Here is a 21604-nt window from a genome sequence, read left to right as displayed (position 1 = left end):
TGAGCTTGCTTATAGGTTCAGCGCGCCCAATGAGGGTGGCTCGCCGCAAGTTAGGGCGCTTTCGCCACGATCGAGTGCGGGTTAGGACGGGCAAATGATCCGACAGCTTGTTGTAACGTTCTTCGCTGCCATGGCATTCGCGAACCCCGCCACGGCTCACGAGGCGCCGCCGGACCCGAAAACCCTGGAAGAGCAGCTCGAGCTGTTTCTCGAGTGGTTTCCCGGCCGCTATGACAGTGCGGCGCAGGTCGAGAATGAGGTGGCTGCTGGTGTTCCGGATGAAGATCGCAACTACCGCCGCTATTCGATCTTCCGCCAGGTCGACTTGCCGCATTTCGACGAGATAACCTTCTATGCCGAGCAGCGCCGTTGGCTTGAAGGCGCGTCTCCGGAAGGCGAGGTCTATCGCCAGCGAATCTACGTGATCGCAATCGATGAAAGTGAGCAGGCGATCCGATTGACGGTACACGTGCCCGCCGATCAGCAATCGCTACTTGGCGCCTATCGCGATGTCTCACTTCTGGCCGACATATCTCCCGATGACACTACCGTGTGGGAGGGCTGCGACCTGTTTTGGCGTTGGCACGGCGACCGCTTTCGAGGTGACATCAAGCCCGGCGCATGCACCTTCGATTCGCCCGCCTACGGTCAGGAAATTGTCTTGGAAGAATATCTGGTGCTGGCGAGAGACGAGATGCATTTTGCTGACCACGGTCTGTCGCTCGATGGAGAATATCTCTTCGGAATGCGCGGCGAGGCGCCAAATATCTCGGAGCGAATCAGCCCGCTAGGATGCGCATTCGAGGGTGGGGAAGGCGGTTCGTCCAAGCCCGACTGCTTGAGTGACCTGTCGGAAGACTAGGCTTCGCGCTCATCTAGCCACTCAAGCAAGCTGGCGACGCAATCCCGCGCGAGCACCTTGCACCGTTCGGGACTCCAGCCCTGCTCGGCATCGGGCAAATCGTCATTGTCCTTGAAGGGCATCTCGAGCGTCATGGACGTCGCGCCGAAGCGCTCGGCGACCTGGTTGGTGCTCATGGAGAGGTTGGCCGTGCCGGGTTTGGCTACCGGATAACCTTTTCTGGTCTGGAAATCGGGTGTGCGGCGATCGAGGATTGATTTGTAGCGGTCATAGCTCGCCTTCAGACCCTCGGTCCACGAAGGGATACCTTCGAAACCGGCGAGGAACACGGCGGCAATCGCTTCATCGCCATGCACGTCCATTGCAAAGTCGACGCCGCTTTCATCCATCGCATTGCGGATAGCGAGAACCTCGGGTGATTTTTCAGGAGTTGGCTCAGCCCACTCGCGATTGAGGTTCGAGCCCACCGCATTGGTCCGCAGATGGCCGCGGCGCGATCCATCCGGATTACAATTGGGGACGATATGAAAACGGCAGCGCTGCCTGAGCGCCCGGCCCACCGGATCGCCCGGATCGGTCAGGCATTCGAGCGCGCCTTCCATCCACCATTCGGCCATGCTCTCACCGGGATGCTGGCGCGCATAGAGCCATACCTGTGTATCGCCATCGCCCAGCTCGAGGCAATCGAGCGGCTGTCCATCCAGTGTTTCACCCAGCCTACGATAGTCGACGCCCTCGCTCGCAGCCGCTTCGGCGACCAGATCTTGGTGACGCTCCATCGAATAGGGCGGGAAATAGGCAAACCAGGCGATGTCGCTGGCAGGCGTGTAGCGGATTGTCAGACAGCCGCCGTCTGCGGCTTTGTCGTAAGTGCTTGTAGCGCGCGCCCAATATTCGCGATCTTCGCTGACACAGGCATTATAGCCAGGCCAGCCTGCCGGATAAGCAGACTGCGACAGATCGACGATCTTGAGCTCCAATTCGCGGCCGGCAGCGCCGCTCACACGGAAATGGAACCATTGCGCAAATTCCGACAGGTGGTCCTTGCGGATCACCAGAACTGCGCTGTTCCCATCGATCGAGCGAACTTCGATATTCCCGCTATCAAATTCCGCATCGATTGCGATTGATGTCACTACTGCACCCAGACTTCCACTGTTTCACCATTGCCACCCGGGAATTCCCGGAACAGCGCCGAAGCGACCGTTTGCGCATTGGCATCGGCGCGTGCAAGCTCAGAGTTCTCCTTGACCGCAAATTGTGCGCGGCCTTCCCAGATATTGCTCTCGCTGGCCTTGTCCTTGATCGCGACTGCCAGTTCAGTGTCGACGAGGTCCTTCGCTCCGCCGCCCAGGTTGATCCCGATACCCATGCCGACACCCGAGCGGTACCCGCCTGTGGAACCGCCCACGCCTACACTCACGGGGCCGCGCCGGTTGCCCTCTCGCGAGATGTAACGGTCGAGCGCAACCTGTGCGATGTGCTGCGCATCCTCGCGGCTAGTCTCGCGATATCCGAGCGCGGCAAGCTCGCGTGCAACAGCTGATTTATAAGGAGCCAATTCGAGGCCCGAAGCATCCTCGCCGGGCGCTGCCTCGATAAAGATCGTTCCGGAGCCTACCTGCGCAATTGCGGCAGCATCGTGAAAGCGAGTGACTTCGACAGGGCCGGGCGCCGTAGCGCAGCCTGCAAGGCCGATTGTTCCCAGCGACAGCAGGACTAGTTTTGGAAGCTTCATGGTACGGCTCCTTGTGGTGCGGAGCTCGAAATGCGGCTCCGTCTACTAACGCATATCCAGCCCTGAAGGGTCCGGGTGCGTAGGCAGTCAACGAAAATGGTTATCAAATTGCGAGGCAAAGCTGCTAGCAGCAAGCGCATGAATAGAAGCGAAACATGCCCGGTACTCGTGACCGGCGGGGCGGGCTACATTGGCAGCCACGCAGTACTTGCCCTCAGGGATGCGGGCTGGCCGGTGGCCGTAATCGACGATTTTTCGACCGGATTTCGCTTCGCCATTCCCGATGACGTGCCGGTTTATGAGGGCGACGTTGCGGACCAGGCACTTCTGGCGCGGATATTTGCCGAGCAGGACACCCAAGCGATCATGCATTTTGCTGGTTCGATAATTGTTCCGGAATCGGTCGAGCAGCCGCTCAAGTATTACGAGAACAACACTGCCAAAAGCCGCAGCCTGATCGAGGCTGCTGTGGATGCGGGAGTACCGCATTTCATATTCTCGAGCACCGCGACGGTTTATGGCGAGCCTGAGGTAAAGCCCCTCACCGAGGACGATCCGATCCAGCCGGTCAATCCCTATGGGATGAGCAAGGCGATGACCGAGCGGATCCTAGCCGACTCCAGCGCAGCCTATCCGATCAATCATGCGGTGCTGCGCTATTTCAATGTCTGCGGGGCAGATCCTGAGGCGCGTAGCGGGCAGTCGACCATCGGCGCCACGCACCTGATCAAGGTCGCAGTCGAATGCGCATTGGGCAAGCGGGACCATGTCGCAGTCTTCGGAAACGACTATCCAACTCCCGATGGCACGGGCCTGCGGGACTATATCCATGTCAGCGATCTTGCGTCCGCGCACATTGAGGCTCTTCGGACCCTGATTGGGAATCCCGACCGCAGCGTGACCATGAATGTTGGCTATGGCCGCGGTTTCTCAGTACTCGAAGTACTGGATGCGGTAGACAAGGTGGCCAACCGAAAATTGCCGCGTGTAGAGAAGGGTCGGCGCGCAGGCGATGTGGCGTCATTGATTTCCGACAATAGCCGCATCGTCGCGCAAACAGATTGGGTTCCACAATATGCCGACCTCGAAACGATTGTCGGCCATGCCTTGCAGTGGGAACGCAAACTCTCGGAGATCCGAGGCGAAGCTTGACCCGAATCTATCGTCAGGCTAACGGCGCGCCTTGATTTTTCTCGCGCCACGACCATCTCGAGCGCGTAGCATTCTGGAAGAGATTGATGAAAGTTCGTAACAGCCTCAAGTCGCTGAAGAATCGTCACCGCGATTGCCGCGTGATCCGGCGCCGTGGCCGCACCTATGTGATCAACAAGACCAACCGCCGTTTCAAGGCGCGCCAGGGTTAATGTTGTCCGCACCGCGCAGCTCGCGCGGTTGCGAAGAAATGCGAAGCCCCTGCATCAGCGGGGGCTTTTTGCATGTCTGACATAGACGCTGTGGTATTCGACGTCGGGCGCGTGATCGTCCACTGGGACATCCGGCACCTCTTCCGGCAATTGATCGATGATGCGGATGAGCTCGATTGGTTCTTGGCAAACGTCGTGACCGAAGAATGGCATTTCGAGCATGATGCCGGACGGCCTCTTGCTGAGATGGTCCCAGAACGAAAAGCGCGATTTCCTGAACATGCGGCGCTGATCGACGCCTATGCGAGCCGCTTTCTCGATACGATCCCCGGCCCGGTCGAAGGGACGGCAGAATTGATTGCAGCGCTCGACGAAGCCGGCATGCCACTCTTTGCCATCACCAATTTCGGATCAGAATTCTGGCAGGAATTCTACCCCACAGCTCCCGTTCTCGAGCGCTTTTGTGACATAGTCGTGTCGGGAGATGAGCGGTTGGTGAAACCCGATCCGGCGATATTCCGCCTTGCCGAGAGGCGTTTTGGGCACTCCGCTCCGCGCATGCTTTTCATCGATGACAATGCGGCAAACATCGCTTCCGCTGCAGCATTGGGCTGGCAAGTCCATCATTTCAGCGATGCCCGTGGTTTGCAGGAAGACCTGCATTCCCGGCACCTGCTTCCCAGGTAAAAAAAGGCCCCCGGCTATGCCGGAGGCCTTCCAGTGATCTACCCGATGGAGAGGAGGGTAGGATCGGGGGGGGCTTAGTTCCCGTTGCAGTCGCTCAGCTTATCTACTGCCAGTTCTTCGCCCTTGGCACTGAAGCTGGCAACTTCGCCGAATTCCTTGGCAATGGCGCGGCACATGCGCAGCGGGCGCGAGGTGCCTTTGCCGGCGACGCAGACGTTCTCGCTGCAATACCATGCCACGCCGCCGGCGACTGTGCGCGCTTCGCTGGCGGGGGAGGCGAGCTCAGCGCGGTAGAAGATATCGTTGGCCTGTGCGGGAGCGGGGGCCAGCGTGGCACCGAAAGTCACGGCAGTGTAAGCCATTGCAAGAACGGCGGCGCCTGCACTTTGGGCGAAAGAGATCCTGGGGAGGGAGAATGACATGAGGGCGTCCTTTCTGTATTTAAGTCTCGAATCAAAACCAGTTGCGAATCACTACCTACTTAACTAGGTTTCGAGTTGCAACTAAAAACTGAATTTTTTTGAAAACGCCGATTTTGCGTCTATAAGGATCGCAATTGGGAAAGGATTTTCATGGGTACTGAATTGCGCGAGCCGCTACGCGAGCTAATCGAGTGCGGGCTTCCTGCTGCGCTGGAAGTGATGGGAGAGCGCTGGTCGTTCATGATCCTGCGCGCCAGTTTCAATGGCCTGCATCACTTCGAAGAATTCCTTAGCGAGCTGGGGATTGCGCGGAACATCCTTTCCAATCGCCTCGCCAAGCTGGTCGAGCACGATATCCTCCGCCGCGAGCCGTGCCCCGATGATCGCCGCAAGGTTGAATACCGCTTGACCGAGAAGGGCTTTGACTTGCTGCCAGCGATGATTGCGCTGCGCCAGTGGGGTCAAAAGTATGGCACCGAAATAAACGAAGACCCTGTCCTGGTGGATGAACTCGATCGACTGCCGATCGGCCCGGTCTCCATTCTTTCGCATGACGGGCGCATTCTGGGAGCCAAGGATCTGAACCTGGTTTCAAAGGGCAACTTGGGCATTCGCGAAGATGGTTCTCGTGCGGCACCTTCGTCTTCAGCCGAACTGAAAGTCGTGAGCGGGTAGGGCTGGACTTAGTCCGGAACCACTTTCACGCCCGTGGCGGTTGCCGGCGATAGCTGAGCGCCTCGGCAATATGGATGCGAGTGATCCCCGGCGCTCCCGAGAGGTCCGCAATGGTCCGCGCAACGCGCAGCATGCGCACATAGCTTCGCGCCGATAATCGCATCGCCTCCGCCGCCTGCAGCAGCAGTTTCTGACCCGCTTGATCTGGCGCAGCGAACCGCTCGAGCGCTTCGCCATCGAGTTCGGCATTGCTGCGTGCCTTGGCCTCATTCGCTCTAAGTGACTGAAGCTCGCGCGCCGCGGCAACCCGTCTTGCAATCTCGGCGCTTCCTTCGGATGGCGGCGGCAGGGCAAGGTCGGCTGCGCTCACCGGATCGACTTCGACATGCAGGTCGATCCGGTCGAGCATCGGCCCGGACACTTTCGACTGGTAATCTGCCGCACAGCGCGGGGCGCGTGAACAAGCCAGTGCCGCATCACCCAGATGGCCGCAGCGGCACGGGTTCATCGCTGCAATGAGCTGCACCCGCGCCGGGAAGGTCACATGCGCATTGGCACGGGCGATATCGACCGAGCCGGTTTCGAGCGGCTGTCGCAGCGAGTCGAGAACCGGACGCTGGAACTCGGGCAGCTCGTCAAGGAACAGGACTCCAAGATGCGCGAGGCTGACCTCGCCCGGTTTGACCTTCAGCCCGCCGCCGGTCAGCGCGGCCATCGAAGCCGAGTGATGTGGCGCACGGAAAGGTCTCGCACGGCTGATCCGCCCACCCTCGAGTGTTCCTGCGACCGAAGAGACCATCGAAACTTCCAGCGCCTCGCCAGATGAAAGCGGCGGGAGAATGCCCGGCAGGCAGCTTGCGAGCAGGCTCTTGCCCGCACCGGGTGGCCCGATCATCAGCAGATTGTGTCCTCCCGCCGCGGCAATCTCGAGCGCACGCTTGGCAGTCTCCTGCCCCTTAACCTGCTTCAGATCCGGTCCGTGATCGGGCTCTGCCACGATGCCTTTTTCAGGCGGCGGCAATTGCTGTGTTCCCTTGAGGTGGTTGAGGAGGCTGATGAGGTCTGGCGCTGCGAGAATCGGCACATCCCGCGCCCAGCGCGCTTCGGGCCCCTGCGAAACCGGACAGATCAGGCCAGTTTCCTCGCTGCTCGCATGGAGCGCGGCCAGCAAGACTCCGGGCGAAGCGACAATCCGGCCATCCAATGCAAGCTCGCCCACTGCGATCCAGTCTGAGAGCTGCTCGGCATCGGTTACGCCGATGCTGGCGAGCAGGGCAAGCGCGATGGGGAGGTCATAATGCGAGCCTTCCTTGGGAAGATCAGCCGGCGAAAGGTTGATGGTGATGCGCTTGGGGGGCAGGGCCAGACCCATCGAGGACAGGGCTGCGCGGACCCGTTCTTTGCTTTCACCTACGGCCTTGTCGGCCAATCCGACTATGTTGAAGTTGGGTAGGCCTGGCGCGACCGAGCATTGCACCTCGACGCTGCGCGCTTCCAGCCCGAGATAGGCCACCGTTCTGACAAGCGCGACCACTGCATTCCCCGAGCCGTTGGCGTTGGTGCAAACGCTACCAACCTGGGCCGGATTGCGGAGTTAAAGGCTTGTAACCGGCGCAACCGGTTTGCAGCGCTGGAACCTTGACTTGGCGGTCTTCATGGCCTAGCTGCGCGCCCCATACAGGCGGTCGCCTCATTGGGCGGCCCTTATTTATTGGTGAACCTCGTTGCGAGGCGATCCTATTGGACATTCGAGGTTACTATGAAGCGGACATTCCAGCCCAGCAATCTGGTGCGCGCACGACGCCACGGTTTCTTCGCACGCAAGGCGACTCCGGGCGGCCGCAAGGTGCTGCGCAATCGCCGTCGTCGCGGTCGCAAGAACCTTTGTGCGTAAGCAACACGACTGAATCTGACAAAATCGCGGTGATTCGTCGCCGCGCCGATTTTCTTGCAGCAAACCGGGGCCTGCGCGTGGCGCGTCCCGGTTTTGTGCTGTTGGCGCATCCCAATGGCGGGAAAGGCAAGCGCTACGGAATCACCGTGACCAAGCGAATCGGCAATGCAGTCGTCCGCAACCGGATGAAGAGGCGGTTCCGCGAATTGCTTTGGTCAGCCCTCCCCGAGAGGGGATTGCCTGATCACGATCACATCCTGATTGGCCGTGATGGCGGGATCGGACGCGATTTTGCCAAACTGGCCGACGAACTGAATGCCGCTTTGACTCGTGCGCGAGACGGCAAGAGCGATCCCAGTCGCAGCCGCCCCCGCCGCGGAAACCGGCGTTGAAGCAAGTGCTTATCTGGATTGCGCGTGGCTGGCAGATTGGCCCGTCGCGAATTTTGCCGCCCACATGCCGCTATTCGCCGTCCTGTTCGCAGTATGCGATCGAGGCGCTGCAAAAATATGGCGCGATCAAGGGTGGATGGCTGGCGTTTAAGCGGCTAATGCGCTGCCATCCTTGGGGGGGACACGGGCACGACCCCGTCCCGTAGGCTGCTGTCTTGCAATGGCAATACACCTCCCCACATATGTGACGTGACGTGAACTGACGGGATCGATTCTTGGACAACCAGCGTAATCTTCTGTTTGCCGTGCTTCTTTCCGCCGCGCTTTTGTTCGGCTGGGACTATTTCATGAGCAGCTTTTATCCGCAGCCCGATCCGGTGGCGGAGACGGATGCCGTGGTCCAAGCTCCTGCCGAAGCAGGGGTGGCCGCTGCTCCGGTAGCCACAAGCGGCGATAGCCTGAGCACGCCTTCCAGCGTTGATGCGGGCCCGGTCGATCTCGCTACCGAACTGGCTGCGCCCACACGCCTCAAGATTGATGCCGCCCGCGTCGAAGGTTCGATCAACCTTGTGGGAGCGCGGATCGACGATATCGAGCTCAAGGATCACCGCCAGACAGTCGATGATGAAAGTGGTCCGGTGCAGCTGTTTGCGCCGCAAGGCACAGAAGGGCAGTATTTCGCGCAGTTTGGCTGGGTCGGCGAAGGCGTTAGCGTCCCTGATGCACGCACTGTCTGGCAATCGGATGGCGGCACGCTCAGCGAAAGTACATCGGTCGATCTCACTTGGGATAATGGCGAGGGCCAGGTCTTCGCCATCCGCTATGCGATCGACGAGAATTACATGGTCACCGCGACCCAGACGGTTGCCAACAGCGCGCCCGGACCCGTTGTCGTGCGTCCCTATGGCCTGATTACCCGCACGTCCTCGAACGCCAGCTTCAGTCAATGGATCGTCCATTCCGGCCCGATGGGCGGATATGGCGATACGATCGAGGATGGCCCCGACTACGATGATCTTGCCGAGGACGGCATTTACAATCCCGAAGGCGGCGCGCCTGACTGGTTCGGTTTTAGCGACATATACTGGCTTTCCGCGCTGATCCCGCAGCAAGGCGAGGAAGCCACACCCAGTTTCCGCTCGATCGGCAATGACCTGTTCCGCGCCGACCTGCTTTATGCTCCCACGACCGTGCCCGCCGGAGCTTCGCTGACCCGCGAAACGCGGCTGTTTGCCGGAGCCAAGGAGAGCGCGCTTCTCGATCAGTACCGCGACGAAGGCGGGATCGAAAACTTCGGCAAGGCGATCGACTGGGGCTGGTTCGAATGGTTCGTCAAGCCGATGGTCTGGTTACTGCGCACCTTCTACGAATTCGTTGGCAACTTCGGCGTCGCCATCATCATGCTGACGGTCCTGATTCGCGGACTACTCTTCCCGATTGCGCAGAAGCAGTTTGCCTCGATGGCGCAGATGAAGGCCGTCCAGCCCAAGATGAAAGCGATCCAGGAGCGCTACAAGGACGACAAGCAGAAGCAGCAGCAAGAGATCATGGCCCTCTACAAGAAAGAGGGTGTGAATCCGCTGGCAGGATGCCTGCCGATCCTGATCCAGATCCCGATCTTCTTTGCGCTCTACAAGGCGCTGATCCTTGCGATCGAGATGCGCCACAAGCCGTTCCTCGAATTCTGGATCAAGGATTTGAGCGCGCCCGATCCGTGGACGATCCTAAATCTGTTCGGTCTGCTCCCGTTCGAGCCGCCCAGCTTCCTCGCCATCGGCGTTCTCGCGGTGCTGCTCGGCATTACGATGTGGCTTACCTTCCGGCTCAATCCCACCGCGATGGACCCGATCCAGCAGCAGATCTTCTCGATCATGCCATGGGTGCTGATGTTCGTGATGGCTCCCTTTGCTGCAGGCCTCCTGCTTTACTGGGTGACGTCGAATATCCTGACGTTGGCGCAGCAGACCTACCTCTATTCACGCCATCCGCAGCTCAAGGCAGCTTCGGAGAAGCAGAAGGCAGATCAGGATAAGGTTGCGACGCGTGACCAGGGCAAGTCGTGAGCGACACGTCCACGCCTGAAGAACGGGCCGCGAAGAAGCTCTTCTCGGGCCGGGTCGAGTTCCTGCTGTCGGCTCCGCAGCTCAAGTTCCTGCCTGAGCCAACTGTGCCCGAGATCGCCTTTTGCGGCCGCTCCAATGTCGGCAAGTCGAGCCTTTTGAACGCGCTGACCACGCGCCGCTCGATTGCACGCACTTCGGTGACGCCGGGCCGCACGCAGGAGCTTAACTTCTTCGAAGTTGGCGAGCCCACCAAGATCCGTCTTGTCGACATGCCCGGCTATGGCTTTGCCAAGGCCCCGGTGAAGGTGGTCGAACGCTGGAAGCAATTGGTGCGTACCTATCTCAAGGGCCGCCAAGTCCTCGCTCGCACACTCGTGCTGGTCGATAGCCGTCACGGTCTGAAAGATGTCGACCGCGCGATGATGAAGATGCTCGACGAGACTGCGGTGAGCTACCGGATCGTCCTGACCAAGGCAGACAAGATCAAGGCCAGCGAGCTTGAGAAGACCGTCGCCGCTGTGGCGGAAGAGGCGAAGAAGCATCCCGCCGCCTTTCCCGAACTGCATGTGACTAGCGCCGAAAAGGGCATGGGGATTGATGCGCTGAGGGCAGCGGTTGTCGCGGATGCGGAGCTGGCAGCCTAGGCAAAGTGGAATGTCTGCAAGTGAGTGGGAAGCGGACTTTGCCCGGCTACTGAGATTCTTCGGGGTTACCTCTGCATCGCGAACCGATCCAAAGAACATTTGGCACGCGCTCTTGCCACTTTTGCTCCCACCAACAGAGCTTCCCGCACTTAGGACAAAACTCGATATAGGGAAGGAAGCCGATGATGATGAACACAAAGAAATCAAGTATTGTTCCGTCTTCGCTTCCTAGCCGAAAGACAAAGAAGCCTGCCGCGGCCACGTAAATCCACAATCGTACTTGTTGGCGAAAACGTTTCGATTTCACATCCATTCGCTTAGGATAGCCAAAAGCGGGAAGTCTGCAATTGGGTCGTTAGCGCACGTTTGCCAATCGAGCCAAAAGACTATTTCGCAAACAGCATCGCGCCGTTCGCGAAGGCTTTCATTTCCAGCGCATTGCCCGCCGGATCGCGGAAGAACATCGTCGCCTGTTCCCCCGGCTCGCCCTTGAAGCGAATGTTTGGCTCGAGCGCGAATTCGGTCCCGGCGGCAGTCAGCCGGTCGGCCAGCGCCTGCCAGTCATCCATCGTCAAGACGATGCCGAAATGCGGCACCGGGACCTGGTGGCCATCGACCGGATTTGCGCCCGCATCCGAATCGCCTGACCCATCGCGAACCTTGTGAACCACCAACTGGTGCCCGAAGAAATCGAAGTCGACCCAATCGGTATCGCTACGGCCTTCGTCGCACCCCATCCTATCGCCATAAAAGGCGCGCGCGGCGGCAATATCATCGACGGGGATTGCGAGATGAAAAGGGCGTAGACTCATACAGCTGACGATACTCGTTCAGGCTCGACAGTGCCAGCCTGAACAGCTAGCCACCGCGATATGAAGCTTATCATCGGCAACAAGAATTATTCCAGCTGGTCCTTGCGCGGGTGGCTCGCTGCCAAGCAATCAGGCCTCCATTTCGAGGAGCTGATCGTCAACCTCTATGGAGAGGAGTGGGAGGCCGCGAAAAAGGAATCGGGCGAGATCATGCCCAGCGGCAAGGTCCCCATCCTGTGGGATGACGAAGTTGTCGTATGGGATAGCCTCGCAATCCTCGAATACTTTGCCGACAAGGTCGGGCGTGATCGCTTCTGGCCCAAGGACGACGTGGCGCGCGGGATGGCCCGGGCAATGGTCGGCGAGATGCACTCGTCCTACATGGCGCTGCGCAGCTTTTGCCCGATGAACATGCGCAAACAGTTCGAAAGCGTGCAATTCCCGCCAGAAGTGCAAGCTGACATCGTGCGTATCCTGGGCCTGTGGGCGGAAGCGCGTGCGCGTTTTGGCTCAGGCGGCCCTTTCCTGTTCGGTACTTTCGGCGCGGCCGACATTTTCTACGCGCCTGTCGTCAGTCGCTTCATCACCTATGGCGTGCAAGTTCCGGGTTTTGCCGCCGCCTATATGCAGGCGGTGTGGGAGCACGACTGGATGGAGCAATGGCGCGAAGCTGCGGAAAGCGAGCAGTGGGCGATGGAGCAGTATGATTCGGCGCCCGATGCATGAGCGATAGCGCGCTCGCCCTTGCCGAGAAGCTTATCGCCGCGCCCAGCGTGACGCCCGCCACCGGGCTGGTGTTCGATGTGTTTGAAGCGATGATCGCGCCGCTCGGTTTCGAAATACACCGCTTCACGCGCGGAGATGGCGAGCCGGGCAGCGACGGAGCTCCGGTCGAGAACTGTTTCGCGATCCGGCGCGGGCCGGAAGGCTCAAGGCATTTTGCATTTGCCGGGCATCTCGATGTCGTCCCGCCAGGTGAAGGATGGACCAGTGCGCCCTTCGCGCCGGAGGTTCGAGGAGACCTGCTTTACGGGCGGGGCGCGGTCGACATGAAGGGCTCGATTGCCTGCATGGTCGTGGCACTATCCGAAGTTCCGCAGGATGCGGGAACGATCAGTTTCATCATCACCGGCGATGAAGAAGGTCCGGCGCTCCACGGCACCCGCGCCTTGATCGACCATATGCGCCAAGTGGACGAGATTCCGGATCTGTGTCTCGTCGGCGAGCCGACCTCGGTCCACCGGCTCGGCGACATGGCCAAGATCGGGCGGCGAGGCTCGGTCAATATCTGGCTAACGGTCGATGGGACACAGGGCCATGTCGCCTACCCGCACAATGCCGATAATCCGCTGCCCAAGCTGGTCGCGATCCTCGCCGAGCTCAATGCGCTGGAACTGGATGACGGGACCGACTGGTTCCAACCCAGCAATCTGGAGTTGACGCATCTCGAGGCGGTCAATCCCGCGCACAATGTGATCCCGGCCAAGGCCGAAGCGCGCATTTCCATACGCTTCAACGACCTGCACACGGGCAAGGAGCTGTCCGAGCGGGTGACGGCCATTGCGGAAAAGCACGGCGGACATGCGCGACCTGTGATCTCAGGCGAAAGCTTCCTCACGCCTCCGGGCGAGTTCTCCGAGATTATCGTCGAGGCCGTGGAAGTCGAAACCGGCCTCTCGCCTGAACTTTCGACCAGCGGCGGAACGTCCGACGCGCGCTTCCTGAAAGACCTATGCCCTGTCATCGAGTTCGGACTTTGCAATGCGACGATGCACAAGCGCGACGAGGCGGTTGCTGTCGCCGATCTCGATGTTCTCGCACGCATCTATAGACGGATTGCATTGGCTGCGCTCGAAAAGTGAGCTTCACTTAAGAGCCCAGCCTGCGTAGCACCCGCGTAAAGGGAGAAGGATCACCATGAAAGCCTGGTTTGCAATTCCGCTTTGGCAGCGCGTCATAGGCGCGTTGATACTCGGCATTCTGACCGGCTGGCTGTGGGGTCCGGGTGCGGAAAGCATCAAGATCATCGGCGATATATTCATTGCCTTCATCAAGATGCTGGTGGTGCCGCTGATCTTCTTCAGCCTAGTGGCGGGCGTCGCCTCGATCGGTGACTTGCGCAAGCTGGGCAGCGTTGGCTGGCGCGCACTGGCGCTGTTCGTTGTCAGCGGACAGATTGCGGTGTGGCTGGGGTTGGCTCTCGGCACCTTCGTCCAGCCAGGTGCAGGCGTCGATACGTCGATGATCGACATGGGCCCCGTGCCGACCCCCAACGAGACTACTTGGCGCGACATGTTGCTTGGGATCGTCCCGCAAAGCCCGGTGCAAGTGATGGCGGACGTCAATGTACTTCCGCTGATCGTGTTCTCCCTGCTGCTCGGCATCGGCATCCTCATGGCCAAGGAAGAGGGCGAACCCGTCCTCAAGATCTTCGATTCGGGCGCAGTGGTGATGCAGAAAGTCACCATGGTGGTGATGGAGCTGACTCCATTCGGCGTCTTCGCGTTGATGGCCTGGGTTGCGGGGACGCTGGGTCTCGACGCGCTTGGCGCGCTCGGCAAACTGGTGTTTCTCAATTACCTCGGCTGCCTGATCATCATCCTCGTATTGTATTCCGCGATGATCAAATTCATCGCCAAGCTGCCGGTCGGCGATTTCTTTCGCGGCATAATCGATGCGATAGCGGTCAGCTACTCCACCGCAAGCTCGAATGCGACACTGCCGGTAACGCTGCGCTGCGCACGCCGCAATCTTGGCATCAGCAACTCTGTCGCAAGTTTCGTGATCTCGCTCGGCGCGACGATCAATATGAACGGCACGGCTATGTACCTCGGATTGGCGACGCTGTTCGGTGCGCAGATTTTCGGCGTCGATCTGAGCATGGGAGATTACTTCCTGATCTCGATCCTCGCCACATTGGGCGCGGTCGGCGCAGCGGGCATTCCGGGCGCAGGCCTGATCATGATGGCGCTGGTCTTCGGAGCGGTCGGCGTGCCGCTCGAAACCATCGCATTCGTTGCGGGAGTCGACCGGATCATGGACATGATGCGCACGACGACGAATGTCAGCGGCGATGCGGCGGTAGCCACAACGGTGGCGAGCCTGACAAACGAGATCGACCGGGCCGAGATGATCAGCGCGGACGACGTCTAGGAGTTATTCGGAAGGCGCTTCGCTCGTTTCGTTCCTTGCGGCACGCGGGCGCAATCCGCCGCTGACTCTCACGCTGGCTCCGTTGTCCATTGCGTGCGTCTCTGCATCGCTGCCTTCGAGCACGTCGCCTGTTCCGATGGTAGCGCCTTCAGCATTGCCTCCGCGCCGCGAACGCGTGTTCCGGCTGTTGCCGCGCGAACGAATGCGATTGCCTGCGCGGCTCATCGCTCCGCCCATGGCGGATCCGACGGAACGGCTACCTTTGGCTGTGGCCGACCCGGTAGTTCCGGTGAGTACCGCCGTCTCCGCCGCCGCTTGCGCCGCGGCTGGTGTGCCCGTCATCGCCCAGGCTACGCCGCCGATCGCCAGGATCCCAATGCGCTTCATTGCCTCGTCCCTCCGCCTATCGCTTGGGCTTCTCTAGCACCTTCTTGCGGAAACTGCACAAATCGGCGACCGGGCAGCGCCAGCATTCGGGCGTGCGTGCCTTGCAGACATAGCGGCCATGCAGGATCAGCCAGTGATGCGCGCCGAGCCGGAAAGGTTGCGGAACCCGCTTTTCGAGCTTCGCTTCAACCTGCTCGGGTGTCTTGCCTTTGGCGAGACCCGTCCGGTTGCCGACGCGCAGGATATGCGTGTCGACCGCGAAGGTTTCCTGCCCGAACCAGCAATTGAGCACGACGTTAGCCGTCTTGCGGCCCACGCCGGGCAGCTTGACCAGCTCCTCACGGCCATCGGGCACCTCGCCGTCGTATTCGTCGACCAGCAGCTGGCTCAGTGCGATGACGTTCTTCGCTTTGGAATTGAACAGGCCGATCGTCTTGATGTGTTCTTTGAGGCCATCTTCGCCAATCTCGAGCATTTGCTCAGGCGTTTTGACTTCGGCGAAGAGTTTGCGAGTTGCCTTGTTAACCCCGACATCGGTCGCCTGGGCGCTCAGCGCCACGGCGACGACCAGCTGGTAGCAGTTTCCGTATTCAAGTTCGGTCTCGGGTGAGGGATTGTCCTCCGCAAGCCGCCGGAAGAATTCGAATATCTGATCTTTGGTCATTCGAGCCGCGCTAGAGCCCCAGCACGTCGTTCATCGAGTATAGCCCCGGCTGCTTGCCGATAAGCCATTCGGCTGCTTTCACCGCGCCGCGCGCGAAGATCGAGCGGTCCTCGGCCGAGTGCGAAAGCACGATCCGCTCTTCGTTTCCGGCGAAGATCACGCTGTGGTCGCCCGCGGCAGTCCCGCCGCGCAAGGAGGCAAAGCCGATCGCGCCCGGTGCGCGCTTGCTGTCCGGCCCGCTGCGCCCGACCTCGCTGTTTTCGCCGAGTGCAATCCCGCGTCCCTCGGATACAGCAGTGCCGAGCTGGCGCGCGGTCCCCGATGGCGCATCGACCTTGTCGCGGTGATGCATTTCGAGGATTTCGATATCCCAGCTGGTGTCGAGCGTTTCGGCAACCTTGTGCGCGATATGGCACAGCAAGTTCACGCCGAGCGAGGTGTTGCCGGTCTGCAGCAGAGGAAGCATCTGCGAGGCTTCCTCGATCATCTGGAAATGCTCATCGTCCAGTCCGGTTGTCCCGATGACAATCGGAATGCCAGCTACCTTGGCGGCATCGAGGTTGGTCTTGAGAGCGGTTGGAGCAGAGAAGTCTACCAGCACGTCGCATTGGGATGCGAGCGGACCGGGGTTCCCGCCTTCATCGACACCAACCTGCAAAACGTGGCCAGCTTGCTCGATTGCTTTCGCAATCGCTTTTCCCATCCGGCCTTTATGCCCGATAATCCCAAACCGTATTGCAGAATCTGTCATTGCCTTGCCTTTGTCACACGTGCTTCATGGCGCGCATGCCAGACATTCGCAACATCGTCATCCTTACAGGCGCGGGTATCTCGGCCGAAAGCGGGATCGATACCTTCCGCGATGCCGGCGGCCTGTGGGAGCAGCACCGGGTCGAGGATGTGGCGACGCCCGAAGGCTTTGCCCGCGATCCGGATCTGGTGCTCGGCTTCTACGATATGCGGCGCGAGGCCTTGCTGTCGAAGCAGCCCAACGCGGCGCATGAAGCGCTGGCCAAGCTCGATCGTGGTTGGAGCGGAGAGCTGCTGATCGTCACCCAGAATGTCGACGACCTTCACGAGCGCGCGGGAGCAAAACGCGTGCTGCACATGCATGGCGAGCTCAAGAGCGCGCTGTGCCTGTCTTGCGAGATGCGCTCGCCATGGGATGCCCCGATGAGTGATCGCCCGCCATGCCCAGTGTGCCAGGCGCCGAGTTTGCGCCCCGATGTCGTGTGGTTCGGCGAAATGCCTTACCAGATGGAGCGGATCTACGCCGCGATCCGGCAGGCAGACCTGTTCGTCAGCATTGGCACCAGTGGCGCGGTCTATCCGGCCGCAGGCTTCGTGCGCGATGCACGCGAGCTGAGCGTACGGACTCTGGAGCTCAACCTCGAGCGGTCCGAGGGCTCGCACTGGTTTCACGAATCGCGCCAGGGCAGGGCGGGCGAACTGGTGCCCGCATGGGTGGACGAGGTGATGGCAGGGTAAGCCGGGTGGAGCATCGAGGGGCCGGTCTTGCGAAACATTCCGGTTCGGATTTCGGGTTTATAAACAGTGAGATAAGCGTGGTTCAGTGTTGCCGAGTGTCACCTTTCGATATCTCGCAAGAGGCATCGAAATCACGCTAGCAGGCGATAGTAATGCGCGAAAACACGCATACGCGCAGTGACGTGAGCTTTCGGGGGTTCTGGACTGGGTCAAAGAGCAACCTCGATCCTAGCTCGCACGCGAGGCCGTAGGAAAGCGCCTCGTCCGCTAGAGTGGGTGGGAAACAGACGGTCTGCTCTAGCAACTCTTGGCAATCAATGCGGTCGCAGTATTCCGGAGCCTCACATTGACAAACAAAACTACGCAGTGCCTATTCCATCCGGGGTCGCGCCGGGGATCCATGGGGGGAATTGGATGAACGACGCAAGCGGTGTGCAGGTTCGGCCTGAACGAATTGAATTTGTCGATGCCCTTCGAGGTTTCGCCTTGTTCGGATTGCTCATGGTGCATGCGGCTGAAGCATATGGCGTTGGTTTATCGCGATCGACCGACGATCCGTGGGGGCAGGCCATTTTCTTCCTCTTCGGCAGCAAGGCCTTCGCGATATTCGCGCTGCTTTTCGGGTTCAGCTTCGCAACAATCATGGCCAACCAGCGCGGACGCGGCATCGATTTCACGGGCCGTTTTGCGTGGCGACTGTTGCTCCTTTTGGGGATCGGGTTTGTCCACTCGCTGCTGTATTCCCCCGAGATTCTCCGGTTGCTCGCGTTGCTCGGCCTTCTGCTAATCCCGCTGGACAGAATTCGCAGCAATTATGCACTGATGGCAATTGCGGGCCTGTTCTTCCTTCAGATACCGTTGCTCGTCCAATGGCTGCTGGCTCATTGGGGCAATGCCTTTGCTGCGTCAGAACCCTATTTTGCCAGCTCCGGCCTTTGGGATGTTTTCAGAAACGGCAGCTTGGGAGAACTCATCAGTGCGAATTTGATCGAGGGCAACCTCGTCAAGTGGTCGATAAACTGGTCTTTTGGCAGGGTAAGCGAGATTGCCGGGCTGTTTGCTGTGGGGGTTGTCATCCAGCGGACCGGTTTCTTCGCCCGCATTGCGAAAGATCGCGGGTTTGCATTGGCACTAGCTCTCATTGCCGGCACCATCTTCGCGATCCTCGAATTTTTCGTAAAGCCGATGGTGCCAGGATCAGCACCAAACGGCACTTTCGCCATCGGTCCCTTCACTGAAAGTGCAATCTTGTTCCAGTGGATAGGAATTAGCGCAATAACTGCTCAAATCGGACTTCTGGCGCTTTTGTGGAATTCGCCAGTACAGTGGCTCGTTGGCCTGTTCAGGGGTCCCGGACGGATGACCCTTACGCTTTACGTTGCGCATTCATTTATCGCCGTTCCCATACTGTATCAATTCGGGCTCGGAATGGCTGAGGTGTGGGACACGCAAACGAGAATCTTGCTCGCAATGGCCTTTTTTGGATTGCAGATCCTGATCGCGAAGTGGTGGTACGCCCGATACCGCTATGGGCCGCTTGAATGGACTTGGCGTGCAGCAACCTTGAACGACTGGAACGTGCCATTGCGCAAGAATGCTCAGCCCGCTTGATTAGTTAAGCCCTGCGACGCCTTCATCTTAAGGAGATAGCGCAAACTACGTCCGCTTTTGGCAAAAGAGTGGCGGGAGTTCATGGCAGAAGTTGGGTCGTTAGCCGAAGTTCGCCCCGCAACCCTTGCATGCCGAGTCCTTGGCAATGCCGAGCGTCCGCATGCCCGGCTTCATCCCGTCGAGGATATGGAGCTTGCCCCACTGCGGATCGCCGAAGGTGCTGACCCCCTCGAGCAGCACGCGCACCGCCTGCATCGCCGCGAAGGTTCCGGCCCATCCGGCCATGGCGCCGAGCATCCCGTCTTCGGCGCAGGTGTCGCAATCCTCTGCATCGAAGGCGTCGCCAACGAAGCAGCGATAGCAGGGCTGATCATCGAGGTGACCAGCGAAGGCGCCCACCTGGCCCTGGAAGCGGCCGACCGCAGCGGAAAGCAGTGGGATACCCAGGGCGACGCAGGCATCGGAAACCGCCAGCCGTGTCGCGAAGTTGTCACATCCATCGAGCACAAGGTCGGCATCTCCCAGGATCCGCGCGGCGCTATCTCCCGAAACCCTTACCGGCTCCGAGCGGATCTCTATCTCCCCCTCGAACCCGGCGAGCCATTCGCTCGCAGCCTCAACCTTCGCGCGGCCCACATCCGCCTCGCGATAGACTGTCTGGCGCTGGAGATTGCTGGCATCGACTACATCGTCATCGGCCAGCGTCAGCGTGCCGATTCCGGCGGCCGCAAGATATTGCAGCGCGGGCGAACCGATACCGCCGAGACCGACGAGCGCGACATGCTTGCCAGCCAGCGCGACCTGTCCCGCCCCGCCGATTTCCGGCAGCACGATATGGCGTGCGAAGCGGTCCAAACGTTGGGGAGAAAGCGGTTCAGAACTCATGGGACAAGCTGTTTACAGCCTGTGCACGGACTGTCGATACCTTGTGGAAGGCACGGCGACCGGGGGGGAGGCTGTCCCCGCAATCCACAGGCTTGGGAAGGGCCTAGCTTTCGAGCTGTCTCAACAGGCTGCGCACATCGCCGTCCATATCGGCGTCGCGTTTGCGCAAATCCTCGATCAGCCGCACGGCATGGATTACCGTCGAGTGATCGCGCCCGCCGAACTTGCGTCCAATTTCGGGATAACTGCGCGGGGTGAGAACCTTGGCGAGATACATCGCGACCTGGCGCGGCCGGACTACGGCGCGCGCGCGGCGCTTGGATGACATTTCCGAGCGGTCGATGCGGTAGAACTGGCACACCGTGCGCTGGATTTCGTCGATTGTGATCCGGCGGCGATTGGCTGAAAGGATGTCGGTCAGCTGCTCTTCGGCGAGCTGGAGCGACACTTCCTGGCCGGTCAGCTGGGCATAGGCGATCAGCTTGTTGAGGCCGCCAACCAGCTCGCGGACATTGCGCGTGATGGTGCGGGCAAGGAATTCGATGACGTCGCCCGGCACTTCGAGCGGGGCAAAACGCGTGAGCTTCGATTCGAGGATCTTGCGGCGCAGTTCGATGTCGGCCGCCTGGATATCGGCGACGAGACCCATCGAAAGGCGCGAGAGAAGCCGCGGCTCGACCCCGTCGAGCGCTTGCGGCGCGCGGTCGGCGGCGAACACCAGACGCTTCCCTTCCGCCAGCAGCGCATCGATTGTGTAGAGCAGTTCTTCCTGCGCGGAAGCCTTGCCGATGATAAACTGAATGTCGTCGACCAGCAGCAGGTCAAAGCTGCGCAACCGCGCTTTGAACTCGATCATCTGGTTCTGCTTCAGCGCCTGAACGAACTCGACCATGAAGCGCTCGGCGCTGCAGTAGAAGATGCGCGCGCGCGGATGAGCTTGCAGGTAGGAGTGGCCGATCGCGTGCATCAGGTGGGTCTTGCCCTGGCCTGTCGCGGCTTTGATGTAGAGCGGCGAGAATTGCGGCGTTTCGGTTGCGGCCATCCGCTGCGCGGCGTTGCAGGCAAGGATATTGGTCTCGCCCGTCACGAATGCTGCGAAGGTGAGCGACGCGTCGAGGCCTACCGAAGAGGTGAAACCGTTGTCGCCAATCGTGCCGGCGGCAAGGCCGAGCGCGCTGGGATCGAGGCCATCATTGGCAGCGCGCGGACCACCACCAAGACGAAGCTCGGGTAGTTGCCGGCGACCGGGATGGACGCTTATCTTGACGTGACGCACTTCGCTGCGGGCGATCTTCCATGCGAGCGACAGACGGTCGGCGAAGCGGTCCTGCACCCAATTGGCGGAGAACTCCGTCGGCAGGTAGAGATCAAGTGTCCCCGTCTCGTTGTTGAGGCCACCGACCTGGATCGGTTTGATCCATTGGCTGTGGAGTTGGTGACCAAGATCCTTTCGCAGTCCCTGGCTGATATCTGCCCAATCGGCGGCCAGGTTTACGGCTTCCAGATCTTCCATTGAGTCCTCGCGATTGCGGCGCGCATTTCCCGCACGCTTATTGTTATTGGCCATCTGCCCTTGCGCTTCCCGTCCCTTGTTCGATGCGTCCGGATATGGCCCGCACCGTCTCCATCTTCCCCCTTGGCAGGGAAGGCTCCGCCGTTCCCCAAAAGCACGGCTTTCGAGAGGTTCCCCCACTGCCAAAACTGTAAATGCTCAAGCTGTCCAACCTCGAGCGATGGATTGATTTATGAAGCCTCAGCCGCAGGACGCAAGGGGGGAAAGTGTAAAAAAAGAGAAATAAAACTATTGACTCGACACAACCCGCAGACTTGCGTGGAAGTTGTTGTTTTTATTGACTCTGTTGC

Annotated in this window: 25 protein-coding genes; 15 read left to right on the top strand and 10 right to left on the bottom strand. The window is 60.0% G+C overall.

Annotated features, from left to right (window positions below; genetic code table 11):
- Positions 1 to 94: 94 nt before the first annotated feature.
- Positions 95 to 862, top strand: a complete 768-nt coding sequence (locus ACEWMW_RS02655; protein WP_409412342.1) for a chromophore lyase CpcT/CpeT — start codon at positions 95 to 97, stop codon at positions 860 to 862.
- Here the strand turns inward: ACEWMW_RS02655 and ACEWMW_RS02650 are convergent.
- Both ACEWMW_RS02650 and ACEWMW_RS02645 read right to left on the bottom strand, forming a co-directional pair.
- Positions 859 to 1998, bottom strand: coding sequence for a M14 family metallopeptidase (locus ACEWMW_RS02650; protein ID WP_409412341.1), 1140 nt, complete (start codon positions 1996 to 1998; stop codon positions 859 to 861). The two genes, ACEWMW_RS02655 and ACEWMW_RS02650, sit on opposite strands and share 4 nt — an antisense overlap.
- Positions 1998 to 2600 carry a DUF4136 domain-containing protein gene (locus ACEWMW_RS02645; protein WP_409412340.1) on the bottom strand — a complete coding sequence of 201 codons (603 nt, stop codon included), beginning with the start codon at positions 2598 to 2600 and terminating at the stop codon, positions 1998 to 2000. The genes ACEWMW_RS02650 and ACEWMW_RS02645 overlap by 1 nt, the downstream gene beginning before the upstream one ends.
- Before the next feature lie 138 nt (positions 2601 to 2738).
- Here ACEWMW_RS02645 and galE point away from each other — a divergent pair, with 138 nt between their 5' ends.
- The 3 genes from galE (at position 2739) to ACEWMW_RS02630 (ending at position 4651) form a co-directional block, all read left to right on the top strand.
- Complete coding sequence (galE, locus tag ACEWMW_RS02640) at positions 2739 to 3752, top strand: UDP-glucose 4-epimerase GalE (protein ID WP_409412339.1); 1014 nt, start codon at positions 2739 to 2741, stop codon at positions 3750 to 3752.
- An 86-nt stretch (positions 3753 to 3838) separates the two neighbouring features.
- On the top strand, positions 3839 to 3964 hold the full coding sequence (gene ykgO, locus ACEWMW_RS02635; protein ID WP_011415100.1) for a type B 50S ribosomal protein L36: 126 nt from the start codon (positions 3839 to 3841) through the stop codon (positions 3962 to 3964).
- 72 nt (positions 3965 to 4036) lie between these two features.
- Positions 4037 to 4651, top strand: coding sequence for an HAD-IA family hydrolase (locus tag ACEWMW_RS02630; protein ID WP_409412338.1), 615 nt, complete (start codon positions 4037 to 4039; stop codon positions 4649 to 4651).
- A gap of 74 nt (positions 4652 to 4725) precedes the next feature.
- On the opposite strand, the gene ACEWMW_RS02625 is transcribed toward ACEWMW_RS02630, so the two are convergent.
- Positions 4726 to 5073 (bottom strand): CC_3452 family protein, encoded by a 348-nt coding sequence (locus ACEWMW_RS02625; RefSeq protein WP_409412337.1) that lies wholly within the window; start codon positions 5071 to 5073, stop codon positions 4726 to 4728.
- Positions 5074 to 5223: 150 nt separating this feature from the next.
- Here ACEWMW_RS02625 and ACEWMW_RS02620 point away from each other — a divergent pair, with 150 nt between their 5' ends.
- Complete coding sequence (locus tag ACEWMW_RS02620) at positions 5224 to 5748, top strand: winged helix-turn-helix transcriptional regulator (RefSeq protein WP_409412336.1); 525 nt, start codon at positions 5224 to 5226, stop codon at positions 5746 to 5748.
- 25 nt (positions 5749 to 5773) lie between these two features.
- Here the strand turns inward: ACEWMW_RS02620 and ACEWMW_RS02615 are convergent, their stop codons facing one another.
- A complete protein-coding gene (locus ACEWMW_RS02615) occupies positions 5774 to 7282 on the bottom strand; it encodes a YifB family Mg chelatase-like AAA ATPase (protein WP_409412335.1) in 1509 nt (502 codons plus the stop codon).
- Between the two features lie 225 nt (positions 7283 to 7507).
- Between ACEWMW_RS02615 and rpmH the strand changes: the two genes are divergently transcribed.
- The 5 genes from rpmH (at position 7508) to yihA (ending at position 10741) form a co-directional block, all read left to right on the top strand.
- Entirely contained in the window at positions 7508 to 7642 is a 135-nt protein-coding gene (gene rpmH / locus ACEWMW_RS02610; RefSeq protein WP_120048289.1) for a 50S ribosomal protein L34, read from the top strand.
- 29 nt (positions 7643 to 7671) lie between these two features.
- Positions 7672 to 8034, top strand: a complete 363-nt coding sequence (rnpA, locus tag ACEWMW_RS02605; protein WP_409412334.1) for a ribonuclease P protein component — start codon at positions 7672 to 7674, stop codon at positions 8032 to 8034.
- Positions 8031 to 8240, top strand: a complete 210-nt coding sequence (gene yidD, locus ACEWMW_RS02600; protein ID WP_409412333.1) for a membrane protein insertion efficiency factor YidD — start codon at positions 8031 to 8033, stop codon at positions 8238 to 8240. The genes rnpA and yidD overlap by 4 nt, the downstream gene beginning before the upstream one ends.
- 69 nt (positions 8241 to 8309) lie before the next feature.
- The gene (gene yidC / locus ACEWMW_RS02595) at positions 8310 to 10097 is read left to right on the top strand and encodes a membrane protein insertase YidC (protein WP_409412332.1); all 1788 of its coding nucleotides are present in this window, start codon (positions 8310 to 8312) and stop codon (positions 10095 to 10097) included.
- Positions 10094 to 10741, top strand: a complete 648-nt coding sequence (gene yihA / locus ACEWMW_RS02590) for a ribosome biogenesis GTP-binding protein YihA/YsxC (protein ID WP_409412331.1) — start codon at positions 10094 to 10096, stop codon at positions 10739 to 10741. The genes yidC and yihA overlap by 4 nt, the downstream gene beginning before the upstream one ends.
- A 386-nt stretch (positions 10742 to 11127) precedes the next feature.
- Here yihA and ACEWMW_RS02585 read toward each other — a convergent pair whose 3' ends face one another.
- Complete coding sequence (locus ACEWMW_RS02585) at positions 11128 to 11553, bottom strand: VOC family protein (protein ID WP_409412330.1); 426 nt, start codon at positions 11551 to 11553, stop codon at positions 11128 to 11130.
- 60 nt (positions 11554 to 11613) lie between these two features.
- Here ACEWMW_RS02585 and ACEWMW_RS02580 point away from each other — a divergent pair, with 60 nt between their 5' ends.
- From ACEWMW_RS02580 to ACEWMW_RS02570, 3 genes are read left to right on the top strand one after another with little or no spacing between them, the layout of a single operon-like run.
- Positions 11614 to 12279, top strand: coding sequence for a glutathione S-transferase family protein (locus tag ACEWMW_RS02580; protein ID WP_409412329.1), 666 nt, complete (start codon positions 11614 to 11616; stop codon positions 12277 to 12279).
- On the top strand, positions 12276 to 13415 hold the full coding sequence (gene dapE / locus ACEWMW_RS02575; RefSeq protein ID WP_409412328.1) for a succinyl-diaminopimelate desuccinylase: 1140 nt from the start codon (positions 12276 to 12278) through the stop codon (positions 13413 to 13415). The genes ACEWMW_RS02580 and dapE overlap by 4 nt, the downstream gene beginning before the upstream one ends.
- 55 nt (positions 13416 to 13470) lie before the next feature.
- Positions 13471 to 14706, top strand: a complete 1236-nt coding sequence (locus ACEWMW_RS02570) for a dicarboxylate/amino acid:cation symporter (protein WP_409412327.1) — start codon at positions 13471 to 13473, stop codon at positions 14704 to 14706.
- A 3-nt stretch (positions 14707 to 14709) separates the two neighbouring features.
- On the opposite strand, the gene ACEWMW_RS02565 is transcribed toward ACEWMW_RS02570, so the two are convergent.
- From ACEWMW_RS02565 to dapB, 3 genes are read right to left on the bottom strand one after another with little or no spacing between them, the layout of a single operon-like run.
- The gene (locus ACEWMW_RS02565) at positions 14710 to 15093 is read right to left on the bottom strand and encodes a hypothetical protein (protein WP_409412326.1); all 384 of its coding nucleotides are present in this window, start codon (positions 15091 to 15093) and stop codon (positions 14710 to 14712) included.
- A gap of 16 nt (positions 15094 to 15109) precedes the next feature.
- On the bottom strand, positions 15110 to 15757 hold the full coding sequence (gene nth, locus ACEWMW_RS02560) for an endonuclease III (RefSeq protein ID WP_409412325.1): 648 nt from the start codon (positions 15755 to 15757) through the stop codon (positions 15110 to 15112).
- A 10-nt stretch (positions 15758 to 15767) separates the two neighbouring features.
- Positions 15768 to 16508 (bottom strand): 4-hydroxy-tetrahydrodipicolinate reductase, encoded by a 741-nt coding sequence (gene dapB, locus ACEWMW_RS02555; RefSeq protein ID WP_409412324.1) that lies wholly within the window; start codon positions 16506 to 16508, stop codon positions 15768 to 15770.
- A gap of 35 nt (positions 16509 to 16543) precedes the next feature.
- Here dapB and ACEWMW_RS02550 point away from each other — a divergent pair, with 35 nt between their 5' ends.
- Both ACEWMW_RS02550 and ACEWMW_RS02545 read left to right on the top strand, forming a co-directional pair.
- Entirely contained in the window at positions 16544 to 17245 is a 702-nt protein-coding gene (locus ACEWMW_RS02550) for an NAD-dependent deacylase (RefSeq protein WP_409412323.1), read from the top strand.
- A 414-nt stretch (positions 17246 to 17659) separates the two neighbouring features.
- Entirely contained in the window at positions 17660 to 18856 is a 1197-nt protein-coding gene (locus ACEWMW_RS02545) for a DUF418 domain-containing protein (RefSeq protein WP_409412322.1), read from the top strand.
- Between the two features lie 99 nt (positions 18857 to 18955).
- On the opposite strand, the gene ACEWMW_RS02540 is transcribed toward ACEWMW_RS02545, so the two are convergent.
- Complete coding sequence (locus ACEWMW_RS02540) at positions 18956 to 19741, bottom strand: HesA/MoeB/ThiF family protein (protein ID WP_409412321.1); 786 nt, start codon at positions 19739 to 19741, stop codon at positions 18956 to 18958.
- 103 nt (positions 19742 to 19844) lie between these two features.
- Positions 19845 to 21308, bottom strand: coding sequence for a chromosomal replication initiator protein DnaA (gene dnaA, locus ACEWMW_RS02535; RefSeq protein WP_409412320.1), 1464 nt, complete (start codon positions 21306 to 21308; stop codon positions 19845 to 19847).
- Positions 21309 to 21604: the final 296 nt, after the last annotated feature.

The organism is Litorerythrobacter xanthomarinus (assembly GCF_046254955.1).
GTDB lineage: Bacteria > Pseudomonadota > Alphaproteobacteria > Sphingomonadales > Sphingomonadaceae > Qipengyuania_C.
The sequence above is the reverse complement of the archived record's forward strand: the minus strand, read 5'-3'. Positions and strand labels throughout refer to the sequence as shown.